13 protein-coding genes, 1 tRNA gene, 1 rRNA gene and 1 pseudogene are annotated in these 17,169 nt (G+C 71.8%); 7 read left to right on the forward strand and 9 right to left on the reverse strand.

What is annotated here, in order from left to right:
- Nucleotides 1-8 precede the first annotated feature (8 nt).
- The 5 genes from NYO98_RS09605 to NYO98_RS09625 form a co-directional block, all read right to left on the reverse strand.
- A complete protein-coding gene (locus NYO98_RS09605; protein ID WP_268111413.1) occupies nucleotides 9-1,541 on the reverse strand; it encodes an AMP-binding protein in 1,533 nt (510 codons plus the stop codon).
- A 128-nt stretch (nucleotides 1,542-1,669) separates the two neighbouring features.
- A tRNA-Val gene (locus NYO98_RS09610) sits at nucleotides 1,670-1,741 on the reverse strand.
- A 180-nt stretch (nucleotides 1,742-1,921) separates the two neighbouring features.
- The gene (locus tag NYO98_RS09615; RefSeq protein ID WP_268111415.1) at nucleotides 1,922-2,407 is read right to left on the reverse strand and encodes a peroxiredoxin; all 486 of its coding nucleotides are present in this window, start codon (nucleotides 2,405-2,407) and stop codon (nucleotides 1,922-1,924) included.
- Complete coding sequence (locus NYO98_RS09620) at nucleotides 2,404-4,101, reverse strand: AMP-binding protein (protein WP_268111416.1); 1,698 nt, start codon at nucleotides 4,099-4,101, stop codon at nucleotides 2,404-2,406. Before NYO98_RS09620 ends, NYO98_RS09615 begins: the two co-directional genes overlap by 4 nt.
- Nucleotides 4,098-4,526, reverse strand: coding sequence for a DUF3052 domain-containing protein (locus NYO98_RS09625; protein ID WP_268111417.1), 429 nt, complete (start codon nucleotides 4,524-4,526; stop codon nucleotides 4,098-4,100). Before NYO98_RS09625 ends, NYO98_RS09620 begins: the two co-directional genes overlap by 4 nt.
- A 228-nt stretch (nucleotides 4,527-4,754) precedes the next feature.
- On the opposite strand from NYO98_RS09625, the pseudogene aceE reads away from it, so the two are divergent.
- Nucleotides 4,755-7,502 (forward strand): annotated as a pseudogene (gene aceE / locus NYO98_RS09630) (pyruvate dehydrogenase (acetyl-transferring), homodimeric type).
- 41 nt (nucleotides 7,503-7,543) lie between these two features.
- Here aceE and NYO98_RS09635 read toward each other — a convergent pair.
- Entirely contained in the window at nucleotides 7,544-8,497 is a 954-nt protein-coding gene (locus tag NYO98_RS09635; RefSeq protein WP_268111418.1) for an alpha/beta fold hydrolase, read from the reverse strand.
- Between the two features lie 186 nt (nucleotides 8,498-8,683).
- Between NYO98_RS09635 and NYO98_RS09640 the strand changes: the two genes are divergently transcribed.
- The 6 genes from NYO98_RS09640 to NYO98_RS09665 all read left to right on the forward strand — a co-directional run bounded on the left by NYO98_RS09640 (nucleotide 8,684) and on the right by NYO98_RS09665 (nucleotide 15,239).
- Nucleotides 8,684-9,856, forward strand: coding sequence for a PucR family transcriptional regulator (locus NYO98_RS09640; protein ID WP_268111419.1), 1,173 nt, complete (start codon nucleotides 8,684-8,686; stop codon nucleotides 9,854-9,856).
- 79 nt (nucleotides 9,857-9,935) lie between these two features.
- The gene (locus NYO98_RS09645; protein ID WP_268111420.1) at nucleotides 9,936-11,120 is read left to right on the forward strand and encodes an acyltransferase domain-containing protein; all 1,185 of its coding nucleotides are present in this window, start codon (nucleotides 9,936-9,938) and stop codon (nucleotides 11,118-11,120) included.
- Complete coding sequence (locus tag NYO98_RS09650) at nucleotides 11,120-12,133, forward strand: beta-ketoacyl-ACP synthase III (RefSeq protein WP_268111422.1); 1,014 nt, start codon at nucleotides 11,120-11,122, stop codon at nucleotides 12,131-12,133. Before NYO98_RS09645 ends, NYO98_RS09650 begins: the two co-directional genes overlap by 1 nt.
- 68 nt (nucleotides 12,134-12,201) lie before the next feature.
- Nucleotides 12,202-12,447, forward strand: a complete 246-nt coding sequence (locus NYO98_RS09655; RefSeq protein ID WP_172260204.1) for an acyl carrier protein — start codon at nucleotides 12,202-12,204, stop codon at nucleotides 12,445-12,447.
- 92 nt (nucleotides 12,448-12,539) lie between these two features.
- On the forward strand, nucleotides 12,540-13,790 hold the full coding sequence (locus tag NYO98_RS09660) for a beta-ketoacyl-[acyl-carrier-protein] synthase family protein (protein ID WP_268111423.1): 1,251 nt from the start codon (nucleotides 12,540-12,542) through the stop codon (nucleotides 13,788-13,790).
- An 18-nt stretch (nucleotides 13,791-13,808) separates the two neighbouring features.
- Nucleotides 13,809-15,239, forward strand: coding sequence for an acyl-CoA carboxylase subunit beta (locus NYO98_RS09665; RefSeq protein ID WP_268111425.1), 1,431 nt, complete (start codon nucleotides 13,809-13,811; stop codon nucleotides 15,237-15,239).
- A 39-nt stretch (nucleotides 15,240-15,278) separates the two neighbouring features.
- On the opposite strand, the gene NYO98_RS09670 is transcribed toward NYO98_RS09665, so the two are convergent.
- The 3 genes from NYO98_RS09670 to rrf all read right to left on the reverse strand — a co-directional run.
- On the reverse strand, nucleotides 15,279-15,758 hold the full coding sequence (locus tag NYO98_RS09670; protein WP_268111444.1) for a DUF3145 domain-containing protein: 480 nt from the start codon (nucleotides 15,756-15,758) through the stop codon (nucleotides 15,279-15,281).
- Between the two features lie 188 nt (nucleotides 15,759-15,946).
- The gene (locus NYO98_RS09675; RefSeq protein WP_268111426.1) at nucleotides 15,947-16,939 is read right to left on the reverse strand and encodes a tetratricopeptide repeat protein; all 993 of its coding nucleotides are present in this window, start codon (nucleotides 16,937-16,939) and stop codon (nucleotides 15,947-15,949) included.
- Between the two features lie 114 nt (nucleotides 16,940-17,053).
- Nucleotides 17,054-17,169, reverse strand: a 5S ribosomal RNA gene (gene rrf, locus NYO98_RS09680); the annotation flags it as partial.

The raw sequence follows: 17,169 nt of genomic DNA on the forward strand, positions 1-17,169 counted from the left end.
CGCGCAGGCTAGTTCACCTGCCGCGCCTGCCCCTCCCAGTAGGGCTGGCGCAGCTTGAACTTCTGCAGCTTGCCGGTCGCCGTGCGGGCCAGCTCGTCGCGGAACTCGATCGACGTCGGCGCCTTGTAGCCGGCCGCCTTGTCCTTGCACCACGCGATCAGCTCGGCCTCGTCCGCGGTGGCGCCCTCGGCGAGCACGACGAGCGCCTTGATCGTCTCGCCCCACTTGTCGCTCGGCACGCCGATGACCGCGACCTCGGCCACCGCCGGGTGCGAGAACAGCACGTCCTCGACCTCGATCGAGGACACGTTCTCGCCGCCGGTGATGATGACGTCCTTCTTGCGGTCGCTGATCGTGAGGTAGCCGTCGTCGCCGATCACGCCACCGTCGCCGGTGTGGAACCACCCGTCGACGAGTGCCTTCTCGGTCTCGTCGGGCCGCTCCCAGTAGCCCTCCAGGATGACGTTGGAGCGCGCCAGCACCTCGCCGTGCTCGTCGGTCCGCAGCCGTACGCCGAGGGCCGGCGCCCCGGCCCGCACCAGCTTGGCCGCGCGCTCCTCCGCGGGCAGGTCGTCCCACTCGGCGCGGCTGCGGTTGACCGTCAGCAGCGGCGAGGTCTCGGTGAGGCCGTAGATCTGGACGAACTCCCAGCCGAGCTCCTCCTCGACCCGCACGACCGTCTTCGTGGGCGGCGGCGCGCCCGCCATGATGATCCGCACGCGGTCGCGCCCGGGGATCTCGCCGTCCCAGTCCTGGGCGGCCTCCAGCACCGCGGCCGCCACGGCCGGAGCCGCGCACATCACGGTGACACCGTGCTGCTCGACCCGCCGCAGGATCTCGGCCCCGTCGACCTTGCGCAGCACCACCTGCGGCACGCCGAGGCCGGTCATCGCGAACGGCATGCCCCAGCCGTTGGCGTGGAACATCGGCAGCGTGTGGAGGTAGACGTCGCGGTCGCTCACCCCGGCGTGGAGGCCGAAGGTCAGCGCGTTGGTCCAGAGGTTGCGGTGGGTCAGCTGGACCCCCTTGGGCCGGGCGGTCGTGCCCGAGGTGTAGTTGATCGTGGCCGTCGCGTTCTCGTCCGGCTCCCACGGCCGCGGCTCCGAGCCGGGCGCGGCGAACATCGACTCGTCCTCGCCGAGCACGAAGGTGTGCTCGACGTCGACGTCCTTGAGCGACTCCGCGAGCTCCGGGTCGACGTAGAGCACCCGGGCGCCGGAGTGGGACACGATGTAGGCGATCTCGTCGGGCCGCAGCCGGAAGTTGATCGGCACCAGCACCCGCCCGGACCCGCAGACACCGAAGAACGACGTCAGCAGGCGGGAGGAGTTGTGACTGATGATCGCGACCCGGTCGCCGACCTCCAGCCCCAGCTCGTCGAGCCTCGCCGACTGCCGGCGCGACAGCTCGTACGCCTCGGCGTAGGTGAGGGTGCCCAGCGACGGCGCTGGCTGGTCGGGCTCGTCGATGAACCCGGGGCGTCCGCCATAGACGGCCGCAGCGCGCTCGATGAAGTCGGTGACGCTGAAGGGGACGATCATGCGCCCACTGTGGCACGCGCCATCCGGGGCGGCGAGAGGTCGGAGGCGGGGTGCGACGGACGGTGCGTGGACGTCGACGAGCGGACGACGGGAGACGTCTGACGGGGCTCCCGCCGAGCGGGGAAGGGTGCGTCGGGACGGTTTCGAACCGCCGACCGCTCGGGTGTAAACCGAGTGCTCTACCGCTGAGCTACCGACGCGCAGGGGCACACACTACGGGACCGCGGACCCGGCCCGGCGCGGGCGTCGACCTGGCCCGGAAATGAGTTGAACCGCTGGCGTCTCGGGTCACCAGCGGTTCAACAAGAAGAAGATTACACCTCGCCCCAAACGGCGGTGAGGATTCGCGAAAATCGACCCGCATCGGTCTAGACCACCACTCAGACGAGGTGCGTCTCGAGCGCCGCGTGGAGCTCGCGGAGGTGCTCCTCGAGGTCCCGGCCGTCGGGGTTCGCGTTGTGCACCGACCAGCGCAGGCGGCCCTCGCGGTCGACGACGTAGGACGAGCGCCGCGGGGCGCCCTTGACCTCGTCGAACACCTCGTAGGCCCGGGAGACGGCGCCGTGGGGCCACCAGTCCGAGAGCAGCGGGAAGTTGAGTCCCTCGGCCTCGGCGAAGGTGCGCAGGGCGTAGATCGAGTCGCACGACACGGCCAGGACCTCGGTGTCGAAGGTGAGGAACTCGTCGAGCCGGTCACGCACCCCCGACAGCTCGCCCGTGCACACGCCGGTGAAGGCGAACGGGAAGAACATCAGCACGACCGCCTTGCGGCCCCGGAAGTCGCCGAGCCGGACGTCCTGGCCGAACTGGTCGCGGAGCGTGAAGTCGGGTGCCTCGTCGCCGATGCGCAGTCCCTTGCCCGTCACGCTGGTCCCTCGCCGTCCTTCTTCTTCGTCTTCTGCTGCTGCTGGTCGTCCCGGCTGTCCCACCCGGCCAGCTCCCGCTTCAGCACCTTGCCCGTGGCGTTGCGCGGCAGCTCGTCGAGGAAGATGATCTCGCGCGGCACCTTGAACCTGGCCAGGTGGGCCTTCACGTGCTCGCGCAGGTCGTCCTCCGACACCTCGCCGGTGCGCACCACGAAGGCGCGCAGTCGTTGACCATAGTCCTCGTCCACGACGCCCAGCGCGGCGACCTCCTCCACGGCCTCGTGGGCGAAGAGGCAGTCCTCGACCTCCTGCGGGAAGACGTTCTCGCCGCCCGAGACGATCATGTCGTCGTCGCGGCCGGCCACGTGCAGCCGGTCGGCCTCGTCGAACCATCCGAGGTCACCCGAGGACATCAGCCCCTCGACCACCTCCTTGGACCCGCCGTTGGTGTAGCCCTCGAAGAGCAGCCCGTTGCCGACGAAGATCCGGCCCGTCTCGCCTCGCGGGAGCTCGTGCCCGGCGTCGTCGAGGATCTTCACGACGGTGCCGTAGGGCGGCTTGCCCGCCGACGTCGGGTCGGCACGCAGGTCCTCGGGGGTGGCGATCGAGGCATACGCGACCTCGGTGGAGCCATAGATGTTGTAGAGGTTGTCGCCGAAGCGGTCCATCCACGTCTGGGCGAGGGTGGCCGGCAGCGCCGAGCCCGACGACGCGACGACCTCGACACGGGAGAGGTCGACGTCTGCGAGCTCCTCGGGGTCGAGCGCCAGCATGCGCTGGAGCATCACCGGGATCACGACCATCGACTGGCAGCGCTCGGCCTGCGTGGTCCGCAGCGCCTCCAACGGGTCGAAGGTGCGGCGCAGCACGACGGTCGAGCCGAGCAGCATCGCCAGCGCCAGGTGGGCGAAGCCCCACGTGTGGAACAGCGGTGCCGCGATGTGGGTGCGCCACCCGGCGCGCAGCGGCATCCGCGACAGCAGCGAGACGGCGGCGTCGATGCCGGCCTCCTTGCGCGGCGCTCCCTTGGGTGCGCCGGTGGTGCCCGAGGTCAGGATCACGATCCGCGCGTGCCGGGCGGGTGGGTGCAGGTCGCTCTCGTCGTACGCCGTCACGAGCCGCTCGAGGGTCTCGACGGTCCCCTCGGCCCCGTCGGCCCCGTGGTCACCGTCGGTCCAGGCCAGCACCCGGCGCTCGATGTCGGCGCCGGCGAGCAGACCGGTGAACTCCTCGTCGTGGATCACCATGCTCGGCGCCTCGCGCTCGAGCACGTCGACCAGCTGCGGACCCGCGAAGGCGGTGTTGAGGTAGAGGATGTCGGCGCCCAGCTTCGCGACCGCGACGGTGGCGTCGATGAACCCGCGGTGGTTGCGGCACATCACCGCGACCGAGTCGCCCTCGCGGACGCCGCGTTCGGCGAGCGCCCGTGCCAGGGAGTTGGAACGACGCTGCAGCTCACCCCAGGTGAGCTCGCCGAGCTCGTCGACCACGCCGACGCGGTGCGGCTCGCGGGCTGCGAGCGTGGCGAAGCCGCCCGCCGGGCCGGTGCCCCAGCGCACGACGAGCCGGCCGATGTCGACGAGGGTCCGGGGCCCGTGGGGCCTGATCACGCCCGCACGACCCAGCACGCGGACGGTGGTCGCGACCCCGGACGCCCGGGCCGCGAGCATGGACGGGAGGTCGCGAGCGGTCACGCGGGGGTCTTCGGAGCGACCAGCCGGATGGCCTGCCAGTCCTTGCTGACCGCGGCCGTCGTGGTCTGCGACAGGCCCGCGATGGGCGCCGCCTCCGTGACGTCGGACGGGTCGACGGTGCCGGGTCGGCCCACCTTGGGCGTGAGGAGCCAGATCGAGCCGCCGCCGACGAGGTCGGTCAGGGCGTCGACGAGGCCGTCGACGAGGTCCCCGTCGTCGGCGCGCCACCAGAGCAGGACCGCGTCGACCACGTTGCCGTAGTCGCCGTCGACCATGTCGGCGTCGATGCAGTCCTCGACCGCGACACGGAGCTCGTCATCGGTGTCGTTGTCCCAGCCGAGCTCCTGGACGACCATGCCGGGCTTGAGCCCGAGCCGGTCCCCCGTTCCTGTCACCGGGGCAGAACCGCCCACCGTCGAGCTCACGCGCCGTGCCTCCTGTGTCCGGGGGTGCCCGACCAGTGGCGGTCAGGCTGGATGCGCACAGTCCACAGGAACACAGCAGGAGCCGCAACCCCGGTCCACGCCCCGTCCCCCGCGCGTACGGCCGTTGGGACTACCCGCCGGTAGATTTCGTGGCGCCGACGAGCGTGACACGATGAGCGGGTGAGTGACGCCGAGAAGTCCGACGAGAAGTCCAGCAAGAACCCGGCCATCGCGTCGGTGATCCACGAGGGTCTTCCCACCCAGCTGCCCGACATCGACCCGGACGAGACGCAGGAGTGGCTCGCGTCGTTCGACGCGATGCTCGACGACCGCGGTCGTGACCGCGCCCGCTACCTGATGCTGCGCCTCCTCGAGCGCGCGCGCGAGAAGCAGGTCGGCGTCCCGGCGCTCCGCTCGACCGACTACATCAACACGATCCCGCCGGAGCGCGAGCCGTGGTTCCCCGGCGACGAGGAGGTCGAGCGCCGCATCCGCGCGTTCATCCGCTGGAACGCCGCGGTCATGGTCTCCTCGGCCAACCGCAAGGGCCTCGAGGTCGGCGGCCACATCGCCACCTACCAGTCCTCGGCGAGCCTCTACGAGGTCGGCTTCAACCACTTCTTCCGCGGCAAGGACCACGAGGGCGGCGGCGACCAGATCTACATCCAGGGCCACGGCTCGCCGGGTGTCTAAGCCCGCGCGTTCCTCGAGGGCCGCCTCAGCGAGGAGCAGCTCTACCGCTTCCGCCAGGAGGTCCAGCACGGCAAGGGCGCCGGCCTCCCGTCCTACCCCCACCCGCGCCTGATGCCCGACTTCTGGGAGTTCCCGACCGTGTCGATGGGCCTGACGGCCATCGGCTCGATCTACCAGGCCCGTTTCAACCGCTACCTCGACAACCGCGGCATCAAGGACACCGAGCAGCAGCGCGTGTGGGCCTTCATGGGTGACGGCGAGATGGCCGAGCCCGAGTCGCTCGGCGCGATCCGGGTGGCGGCCCGCGAGGAGCTCGACAACCTCACCTGGGTCATCAACTGCAACCTGCAGCAGCTCGACGGGCCGGTCACCGGCAACGGCAAGATCATCCAGGAGCTCGAGGCCAACTTCCGCGGCGCCGGCTGGAACGTCATCAAGGTCGTCTGGGGCCGCGAGTGGGACGCGCTGCTGGCGCGCGACGTCGACGGCGTGCTGGTCAACCGGATGAACTCCACGCCCGACGGCGCGTTCCAGACCTACTCGACCGAGGACGGCGCCTACGTCCGCGAGCACTTCTTCGGCGGCGACCCGCGCCTGCGCAAGATGGTCGAGCACATGTCCGACACGCAGATCGAGAAGCTCCCCCGCGGCGGCCACGACTACCGCAAGGTCTTCGCCGCGTTCGACGCCGCGTCCAAGCACACCGGTCAGCCGACGGTGATCCTGGCCCACACCATCAAGGGCTGGACGATCGACGCCCTCGAGGGCAAGAACGCCACCCACCAGATGAAGAAGCTGACCCTCCCGGACCTGAAGAAGTTCCGCGACCGGCTCTACCTGCCGATCAGCGACCGCGACCTCGAGGAGTCCTACGAGAAGACCGGCGGCGCGCCGTTCTTCCACCCCGGCGCCGACGCCCCGGAGATCGAGTACATGCTCGAACGCCGCAAGGCCCTCGGCGGCTCGATCCCCCGCCGCGTCAACCGCGCCGCCGCGCTCAAGCTGCCCGGCGACGAGATGTACGCCGAGCTCAAGCAGGGCTCGGGCAAGAACAAGTTCGCCAGCACCATGGCCGTCGTCCGGCTGCTCCGTGACTGGATGAAGGACCCGGAGATCGGCGAGCGCCTGGTCCCGATCGCGCCCGACGAGTACCGCACCTTCGGCATGGACTCGATGTTCCCGAGCGCCAAGGTCTACAACCCGGGCGGCCAGCAGTACGAGTCGGTCGACCGGAAGATGCTGCTCTCCTACAAGGAGTCCGCGCAGGGCCAGATGCTCCACGAGGGCATCTCCGAGGCGGGCGCCATGGCATCGGCCACGGCCGCCGGCTCGGCGTACTCCACGCACGGCGAGCACATGATCCCGTTCTACATCTTCTACTCGATGTTCGGCTTCCAGCGCACCGGCGACTCGATCTGGGCGATGGCCGACCAGCTCGCCCGCGGCTTCCTCATCGGCGCCACCGCCGGTCGCACCACCCTGACCGGTGAGGGTCTGCAGCACGCCGACGGGCACTCGCCGCTCCTCGCGGCGACCAACCCCGCGATCGTGCACTACGACCCGGCGTTCTCCTACGAGATCAGCCACATCATGCAGAACGGCCTCGAGCGGATGTACGGCACCGGCGGCCCCGACGGCCAGGGTGAGGACGTCATCTTCTACCTGACCGTCTACAACGAGCCGGTCTCGATGCCGGCCGAGCCCTCCGACGTCGACGTCGACGGCATCCTGCGCGGCATCCACCAGGTCCGCAGGGCCGAGGGCGAGGGCCCGCGGGTCCAGCTGATGGCGTCCGGCGTGGGCTTCCCGTGGGTCGAGGAGGCCGCCCGCCTCCTCGCCGAGGAGTGGGGCGTCCAGGCCGACCTGTGGTCGGTCACCTCGTGGAACGAGCTGGCCCGCGACGGCGCCGCTGCCGAGCAGTGGAACCTGCTCCACCCGGGCGAGGAGCGCCGCACGGCCTACGTCAGCGACAAGCTCGCCGGCGCCCAGGGCCCGGTCGTCGCCGTGTCCGACTACATGCGTGCCGTCCCGCTGCAGATCGCCCGCTGGGTCCCTGCCGACTACCGCGTGCTCGGCGCCGACGGGTTCGGGTTCGCCGACACCCGCCCGGCCGCCCGGCGGTTCTTCCACATCGACGCGGTCAGCGTCGTCGTCCAGGCCCTCCAGGCCCTGGCCGACGCCGGCGACTTCCCGGTGGAGAAGGTCGTGGAGGCCGCGCAGCGCTACCGGATCGACGACCCGACCGCCACCAAGGACATCAAGCAGGAGGGCGGCGACGCCTGACCGGCGCCACCATCCGCCGACACCCGCCTGACCCGCCCGGGTCAGGCGGGTGTTGCGTGTCGTACGTCGTCGAGCGGGTCGACGGGTGCGTCGCCGGCGCGCGCCCCGGCCGGGCGCACCGGCGCCCCCTCGTCGAGGAGCTCGCGCCAGCGCTCGCGGTCGTAGCGGGCGGGCTCCGTCGCGCGGATGAAGTCCCGCACGATCTTCGCGAAGCGCTCGGGGTGGTCGCGGTGCGGGAAGTGGCCGGCGTTGGGGATGATCTCGACGCGCGCGGTGGGCGCTAGCGCACTGGCGTTGCTCGCGTGGGTGACCGGGATGACGTGGTCGTCGGCGCCCCAGATCACGCACATCGGCATGGCCTCGGTGAGGTAGGCGCGGTCGGACATCGTCACGATCTGGCCCTTCCAGTCCACGACCGCGCGGACCACGTGCCGGATCGCCGCGCGGGCGCGGGGGTCCTTGAAGGAGTCGTAGATGGCGGCGACCTCGCCGAGGTCGCGCAGCTGGCTGATCCCGCTCCGGGCGAGCACCCGCATCGTCGTGGTGGCCGCGTGGCGGAGCCCCGGCGCCGCCAGCAGGCCCATGACCTGGTGGAAGCCCGGCGTGGTGATCGCCCGGATCGCGGGGTTGACCTCGGGCCCCAGGCCGCCGGAGCCCACGAGGACGAGCCTCTCGGTGCGCTCGGGGTACTGGTAGGCGAACTGCATCGCCACTCCCCCGCCGAAGCTGTGCCCGACGACGGTCGCGGTGTCGATGCCCAGCACGGTCAGCAGGTCGCGCATGCCGTTGGCGTAGCCGCCCACGCTGTAGTCCGCCCGAGGCTTGTCGGACGCCCCGTGCCCGAGCAGGTCGGGCGCGATGACGGTGTGGGTCCGGGCGAGCGAGTCGATGACCGCCGCCCACGTCGTGTGGTCGCAGCCGAGGCCGTGGAGGAGCAGGACGACCGGTCCCGACCCGGCCCGGACGTACGCGCGCCGGTGCCCGTGCACGGTCACGTGCTCGACCTGATGACTGCTGCTGCGGGTCACTCGACCTCCAGGGCTGGGACTGTCCGGGATTCAACCAGAACGTGTGGTCCGGTACCCCGCACGCCCCACCCCGATGCGAAGTCGTGACCTGCGGCCGGCGCACGCGACTTCGTGGGAATCCCACTACGTGACGCACCCCACTACAGTCGTGCCGTGACCCCGTCCCGTCGGCGTGCTGCCGAGGCCCTGCGCAACTCCTCGGGCGCGCTGAGCACCGCGGCCACGGGCCGGATGTCGACCGACCTGCCGTGGTTCGACGACCTCAGCGCGGAGGACCGCTCGTGGGTCGGCCTGATCGTGCAGGCCGGCATCCGGGGGTTCGTGGACTGGTACGACCACGAGGTCGAGGCCTCGGCGCACGACCCGCTCGACGTCGTCGTGTTCGGCGCCGCGCCACGCGAGCTGACCGGTGTCATCTCGCTCCAGCAGACGGTCGAGCTGGTGCGGCTCAGCATCCGGGTCGTCGAGACGACGATCGACACGCTCCTCGACCCACAGGACGCCCGCGAGGTGCACGACGCGGTGCTCCTCTACGCCCGCGAGGTGGCCTTCGCCACGGCTGCCGTCTACGCCCGGGCCGCCGAGTCGCGCGGCGCGTGGGACGCCCGGCTCGAGGCCCTCGTCGTGGACGCGGTCGTCCGCGCGGAGACCGACGAGAGCGTGCTGTCCCGCGCCAGCGCACTGGGCTGGGGCGCGCACGGCGACGTGGCCGTGGTGCTGGGCGCCACGCCCCCGCACCGCGCCGAGCTCGACGTCTTCGAGTCCGTACGCCGCTCCGCGCGCGCGGGCGGGATGGACGCGCTCTGCGCCACCCAGGGTGATCGCCTGGTCGTCGTGCTGGGCGGCGTCACCGACCCCCTCGCGGCCGCGACGCGGTTGCTCGACCACTTCGGTGACGGACCGGTCGTGGTCGGTCCCGTCACCGCCGACCTGGCCCACGCCAACGCGTCCGCCCGTGCGGCCCTGTCGGCGCACCGCGCGGCCAGCGGCTGGCCGGACGCCCCGCGCCCGGTCGCGAGCCGGGACCTGCTGCCCGAGCGGGCGCTCGCCGGCGACGGCCACGCGCGGCGCCACCTGGTCGACGAGGTCTACCTGCCCCTGGTGGCGGCCCGCGGCACGCTGCTGGAGACGCTGTCGGCGTGGTTCGAGCACGGCTCGTCGATCGAGGCGACCGCCCGCGCCCTCTTCGTGCACCCCAACACGGTGCGCTACCGGCTGCGCCAGATCTCCGACACGACCGGGTGGTCACCGACTCGTCCACGTGAGGCGTTCGCGCTCCAGCTGGCGCTGATCCTAGGGCGACAGTCGGGTCGGACGGAACTGTAGGAACCCTACAAGGATCTGGGGGTCAGTTTCGTCGGCGTCGGACCCGCGTCGACCGGCCGCGACACGTCACAGTGGAGGTGTGCTCGTCATCGTCGCTCCTGGTCAAGGGGCCCAGACCCCCGGTTTCCTCACCCCCTGGCTGGAGGACCCGACCTTCGCCGCGCGGTTCGACTGGCTGGCCACGGTGGCCGGCATCGACCTCGCCCACTACGGCACCGAGGCCGACGCCGACACGATCCGTGACACCAAGGTCGCGCAGCCGCTGCTGGTCGCGACCGGCCTGATCGCGGCGCTCGAGCTCTTCCCGCACCCGGCCGACGCGTTCTCGCGCATCGGCGCGGTTGCCGGCCACAGCGTGGGCGAGCTGACCGCGGCGGCCGGCGCCCGGGTGATCTCCGCCGAGCAGGCGATGGTGCTGGTGCGCGAGCGCGGCAACGCCATGGCCGACGCCGCGGCGACCACCGCCACCGGGATGACCGCCGTCCTCGGCGGCGACCGTGACGAGGTGCTCGCCGTCATCGAGCGCCACGGCCTCACCGCCGCCAACGACAACGGTCCCGGGCAGGTCGTCGCAGCCGGTACGACGGAGCAGCTCGCCGCCTTCGCCGAGGACCCGCCCGCCAAGGCGCGCCTCATGCCGCTCAGCGTCGCCGGCGCGTTCCACACCGTCCACATGGCGCCGGCGGTCGACCGACTCGCCTCGCTGGCCCGCTCGGTCTCCACCCACGACCCGCGCACCCCGGTGATCTCCAACCGCGACGGCCAGGTCGTCCACGACGGCCGCGACGTGCTGCGCCGCATCGTCGGGCAGATCTCCAACCCCGTCCGCTGGGACCTGTGCCTGGAGACCATGAGCGACCTCGGCGTCACCGGCATCCTCGAGATGCCGCCCGCCGGCACCCTCACCGGCATTGCGAAGCGCGCGCTCAAGGGCGTCGAGACCTTCGCGCTCAAGACGCCCGACCAGCTCGACGACGCCCGCGAGTTCTGCGACAAGCACGGCGAGGCCTCGATGATCGAGACCACCCCGACGTGGCGGATGATCGTGTCCCCCGCCAAGGGCACGTTCCACCTCTCCCCCGAGGCCGCACAGCTCCACCTCCTCGCCCCGGGCGCCACGATCGGCGCGGTGGCGAGCCTGCGCGACCGCACCGACATCACGGCGCCGCACGGCGGCTCCGTGGTCGAGTGGCTGGTCGAGGACGGCGACCTCGTCTCCCCCGGACAGCCCCTGCTGCGCCTGCACCCGGAGGCCACGCTCTGATGACCGCCATCACGGGCAGCACGGGCGCCCCCCACGCGCGCATCATGGGCCTCGGGGCCTACCGCCCCTCACGCTTGGTGCCCAACTCCGAGGTCGTCGACGCGATCGACTCCAGCGACGAGTGGATCCAGCAGCGCTCCGGCATCCGGACGCGTCGCTGGGCCGGCCCCGAGGAGTCGGTCCAGATGATGTCGGTCGAGGCGTCCAGGATCGCCATCGAGCGGTCGGGGCTCGACGTCGGACAGATCGACTGCGTCGTCGTCGCCACCGTGAGCCACCTGCTCCAGACCCCCGCGGTGGCCACCGCGATCGCGCACGAGCTCGGCACCGACGGCGCCGCCGCGTTCGACATCTCCGCGGCCTGCTCGGGGTTCTGCCACGGCATCGCCCTCGCCTCCGACATCGTCCGCGCCGGCAGCGCCCGGCACGTGCTGGTGGTCGGCGTGGAGCGGCTCACCGACATCCTCGACCTCACCGACCGCGGCACCGCCTTCATCTTCGCCGACGGGGCGGGAGCGGCCGTGGTGGGTCCGAGCGACACCCCCGGCATCGGGCCCGTCGTCTGGGGCTCCGACGGCGAGCAGTTCGACCTGATCCGCCAGCGCGAGGACTGGCGCGACGTCGTCGGCACCGACACCACGCCCGGCTCCGGCGTCATGCCGCACCTGACCATGCAGGGCAACCCGGTCTTCCGCTGGGCCTCCTTCGCCATGGCGAAGATCGGCCAGCAGGCGCTCGACACCGCGGGCGTCTCGCTCGACGAGCTCGACGTCTTCGTGCCCCACCAGGCCAACATGCGCATCATCGACGCCATGGCGCGCTCCATGAAGCTGCCCGACACGGTGCGCATCGCACGCGACGTCGCCGACCAGGGCAACACCTCCGCGGCCTCCGTGCCGCTGGCGCTCGACCGGATGATCGCCGAGGGCGAGGCGAAGTCCGGTGACACGGCCCTGCTCATCGCCTTCGGCGCCGGGCTGTCGTACGCCGCCCAGGTCGTCACCGTGCCCTGACCCGCACCACCCGCCAGTTCAGACCAGACCAGCCCAAGCAGCACCCACACAGAAGAAGGGAAGGCCCCATGGCCAGCACCGAAGAAATCCGCGCCGACCTCGCCGAGATCGTCAACGAGGTGGCCGGCGTCGACGCCGACGACGTCCAGCTGGACAAGTCCTTCGTGGACGACCTCGACGTCGACTCGCTCTCCATGGTCGAGGTCGTCGTGGCCGCCGAGGAGAAGTTCGGCGTGACCATCCCCGACGACGAGGTCAAGAACCTCAAGACCGTGGGCGACGCCGTCGCCTACATCGAGCGCGCCCAGGGCTGACGCTCTCCCCGCGTCACGGGTGGCCGGTGTCCAGCCCCGGCCCCCGTGACCCAGGAACCCTCACACTCCCGCGAGAAACGGAACCTCATCTGATGCCCTCGACCCGCGTAGTCGTCACCGGCCTCGGCACCACCTCCCCCGTCGGCGGGGACGTCGCCTCCACGTGGCAGGCGATGCTGTCCGGCACGTCCGGCATCAGGCGCCTCACCGACGAGTGGGTCGACCAGCTGCCGGTGAAGATCGGCGGCCGGGTGGCGGTCGAGCCCTCGGAGGTCCTCGAGCGGGTCAAGGCCCGCCGTCTCGACCGGTCGAGCCAGTTCGCCATGGTCGCGGCCGAGCAGGCGTGGGCCGACGCGGACCTGGAGGGCTCCGGCCTCGAGGCCGAGCGGCTCGCCGTCGCGCTGGCCTCCGGCATCGGCGGCGTGACGACGCTCCTCGACAACTACGACATCCTGCTCGAGAAGGGTGCGCGCCGGGTCTCGCCGCTCGCGGTCCCCATGCTCATGCCCAACGCCCCGGCGGCCAACGTGAGCCTGAAGTACGGCGCCCGCGCCGCGGTCCACGCGCCCACCTCGGCCTGCGCGTCGGGCAACGAGGCCATCGCGATGGCCATCGACCTCATCAGGCTGGGCCGCGCCGACGTCGTGATCGCCGGGGGCACCGAGGCCGCGATCCATCCGCTGCCGATGGCGGCGTTCGCCAACATGATGGCGCTGTCCAAGACCGGCAGCGAGGACGGCGGCGACCCCACGACCGTGTCCCGCCCGTGGGACACCGGCCGGGACGGCTTCGTCCTCGGCGAGGGTGGTGCCGTGCTCATCCTCGAGTCCGAGGAGCACGCCCGCGCCCGCGGCGCCAAGGTCTACGCCGAGGTCCGCGGCGCCGGCATCAGCAACGACGCCCACGACATCGCCCAGCCCGACCCCGAGGGTCGCGGCGGCACGCGCGCGATCAAGATGGCCCTCCGCGAGGGCGACGTCGACCCCGCCACCGTCGTGCACGTCAACGCCCACGCGACGTCCACGCCCAAGGGCGACATCGCCGAGGGCCTGATGCTGCACGCCGTCCTGGGCGAGCACGTCGACCGCTGCGTGGTCACCAGCACCAAGTCGATGACCGGCCACCTCCTCGGCGGCGCCGGGGCCCTGGAGGCCGTGGCCACCGTGATGGCGCTGCACGACCGCGTCAGCCCGCCGACGATCAACCTCGACGACAAGGACCCCGAGGTCGACCTCGACATCCCGACGTCGAAGCGCGACCTGCCCGACGGCGACGTCGTCGCACTGAACAACTCCTTCGGCTTCGGTGGCGCCAACGTCGCGGTCGCCTTCGGCAGCGCCTGAGAACGGAAGGACCTCCCGATGACGACGACGGCCACCAAGCCCGCCAAGATGCCCCGTGAGCAGGACCCGCGCAACCCCGTCCACCGGCTCACCGCACTCCTCGACGAGGGCACCCTCGAGCTGCTGACCCCCGACGACGACTCGGGGATGCTCGCGGCCACCGGCCGGGTCGACGGCACGTCCGTCGTCGCGTTCTGCAGCGACGCCACGGTGATGGGTGGCGCCATGGGCGACCTGGGCTGCCGGGTCGTCGTCGACGCCTACCACCGCGCGATCACCGACGGGGTGCCGATCATCGGCCTGTGGCACTCGGGCGGCGCCCGGCTCGCCGAGGGCGTGCTGTCGCTGCACGCCGTCGGCCGCATCTTCCAGGTGATGACCCAGGCTTCCGGCGTCATCCCCCAGATCTCCGTCGTCCTCGGTCCCGCCGCCGGCGGCGCGGCCTACGGCCCCGCCCTCACCGACGTGGTCATCCTGGGCCCCGAGGGTCGCATCTTCGTGACCGGCCCCGACGTCGTCCGCTCGGTCACGGGCGAGGACGTCGACATGCTGCGCCTCGGCGGCCCCGAGCCCCACGGCCGTCGCTCCGGCGTCGTGCACATCCTCACCGAGTCCGAGCGCGAGGCGCTCGACCGGGCCCGCACCGTCGCGACGCTCCTCGGCGCCCAGCACAGCCTCGACGCCGACGCGGTGGAGGACCGCGACCTCGGTGCCCTGCTGCCGGAGTCGAAGAAGCGCGCCTACGACGTGCACCCGCTCGTCGAGGGCGTCCTCGACGAGGGCACCATGCAGGAGCTCCACGCCCGCTGGGCGCCCAACATCGTCACGGCCCTCGGCCGCTTCGGGGGCCGCACCGTCGGCGTCGTGGCCAACAACCCGCTGCGCCTCGGCGGCTGCCTCGACTCGCTGTCTGCCGAGAAGGCGTCCCGCTTCGTGCGCATGTGCGACGCCTTCGGCGTGCCGCTCATCGTGCTCGTCGACGTGCCCGGTTACCTCCCCGGCGTCGGCCAGGAGTGGGACGGCGTCGTCCGCCGCGGCGCCAAGCTGCTGCACGCCTTCGGTGAGTGCGTCGTGCCGCGCGTGACGCTGGTGACCCGCAAGACCTACGGCGGCGCCTACATCGCGATGAACGCGCGGTCCCTCGGCGCCACCCGCGTGCTGGCCTGGCCGGGTGCCGAGGTCGCCGTGATGGGCGCCGTCGCCGCCATCCGGATCCTGCACCGACGCAAGCTGGCGGAGGTGTCCCCCGAGATCCGGCCCCAGGTCGAGGCCGAGCTCGCCGCCGAGCACGAGCGGATCGCCGGAGGCGTCGACAAGGCGGTGGAGATCGGGGTCGTCGACGAGGTCGTCGAGCCCACCCGCACCCGCAGCGCGATCGCGCTGGCGATGCGCCACGAGATCGACACGGCCGGCGTGCGCCGCGGGCGGCACGGCAACATCCCGCTCTGAGGCCGGCGCGAGGGTCAGTCGCACGCCCTCTGAACGGACTCAGACAACCTGGTGCAGCCAGCGCACCGGGGCGCCCTCGCCGGCGTGGCGGAACGTCTCCAGCTCGTCGTCCCACGGCTTGCCGAGCAGGTTGTCGATCTCGAGCAGCAGCGTGGTGTCGCCGAGGGCGGCCTTCACCACCGCCGCCTTGAGGCGGTCCTCGGGGATCAGGATGTCGCCGTGCGGGCCGGTGATGGCGTGGAAGATCCCGAGGTCGGGCGTGCACGAGAAGCGGGTGCCCTCGCTGGAGCTCGTCGGCTCCTCGGTGATCTCGAAACGCAGGTGGTTCCAGCCGCGCAGCGCCGACGCCACGGCGGCGGCGGTGCCGGCCGACCCGGTCCAGGACAGCTCGGCGCGGTAGGAGCCCGGCTGGGCAGGCTGAGGCGTCCAGTCGAGCGAGACGGCAACTCCGAGGACCCCGCCCACGGCCCACTCGATGTGCGGGCAGAGTGCGGAGGGAGCAGAGTGCACGTAGAGAATGCCCCTCGTGGCCGGACCGTCCGGACGGGAAGCAATGCGTGTGGTCACTGTGACCTCCTTGAGTTCCGACGCTCCAGATGCGCCTTCCCCAGCGTTCTGTCGTCAGTGCTCAAAGAGTCGAGTGACACGTATGTGATTAGAACTCCATTGTGACGCATGTGGCGCCCGAGCGCCAGCAGTCACGCCGATCAGGCCTGTCGCCGCTCCAGCACCTCGGCGCGCTCGGCGGAGTCGGTGAGCTCGTCGGAGTCGATCGCGTGCGTGCGGTGGAACCACGCCAGGGCGTCCGACTCACGGCCGGCAGCCTCGAGGGTGTCGGCGTAGGCGTAGCGCAGTCGCACCACCCAGGCCGCCCGGCTCTTCGACGTGAGCGGCGCGAGCTCGAGCGTGCGCAGGGCGGCGTCGAGCTGCCCCATGTCGCGCCGGGCGCCGGCCTCGACCAGCGTCATCTCGGCCTTCGCCTCCGAGCTGAAGTTGGCGACCGACGGGCTCTTGGCCAGCTTGATCGCCTGCTCGGGGTTGCCGAGCGCGCGGTGGCAGTCGGCCATGATCGGGAGGTAGTCGGTCGCGCCGTTCATGCGCTTCGCCGCACGCAGCTCGGAGAGCGCCTCGGCGTAGTGCCCCGCGGCGTACGCCGTCTCCCCCGCGGCCTCGCGGACGACCGCGATGCGCGAGGCACGCGCCCGGGCGGCCAGGGCGTGGCGGTAGGCGAGCTCAGGGTCCTCGTCGATGAACACACCGGCCGCGGCCAGGTGTCGGGCGACTCGGGCCGCCAGCTTCTCGGGGAGCCCCTTCAGCTGGGCACGGACGCCACGGTCGAGCTCGGCACCGGTGATGCCCTCGGGCAGGTCCGGCCCGTCGTACGCCGCCTGGTCGGCCGTGCGCGGCTGCTTGTCCTCCGCTCGGCCCCTGGGCCCGCGCTGCTGCGCGCCGGCCGGACGCTTGCCGCCCGACGGCTTGCCACCGGACGGTCCGCGGCCCGCGGCCTTGCCCCGGGTGTCCCCGGACCGGCCTGCGCCACTGCGGGAGTCACCACGGGAGTCACCGCGGGCACCGCCGCGCGAGTCGCTGCGCTGGCCTCCGCGGGAGGAGGAGCTGCCGCGACCACCGCCGGACGAGCCACCTCGTCCACTGCCGGACCCACCTCGTGACGGTCGCTGTCCTCGACGGTCCTCGGCCACAGCCGCACTTCCCTTCTCCACGCGTCGACGTCCCGTTCGGGGGCCACGCTACTCATACCGCGCCAGAAATGGCGCAGGGGCCACCAGATCACTGGTGGCCCCTGCCAAATGTTTGTCCGGCGGCGTCCTACTCTCCCACAACCTCTCGGTTGCAGTACCATCGGCGCTGAAAGGCTTAACTTCCGGGTTCGGTATGGGACCGGGTGTTTCCCGTTTCGCTATGGCCGCCG

Source organism: Nocardioides pini (genome assembly GCF_026712185.1).
Lineage (GTDB): Bacteria > Actinomycetota > Actinomycetes > Propionibacteriales > Nocardioidaceae > Nocardioides > Nocardioides pini.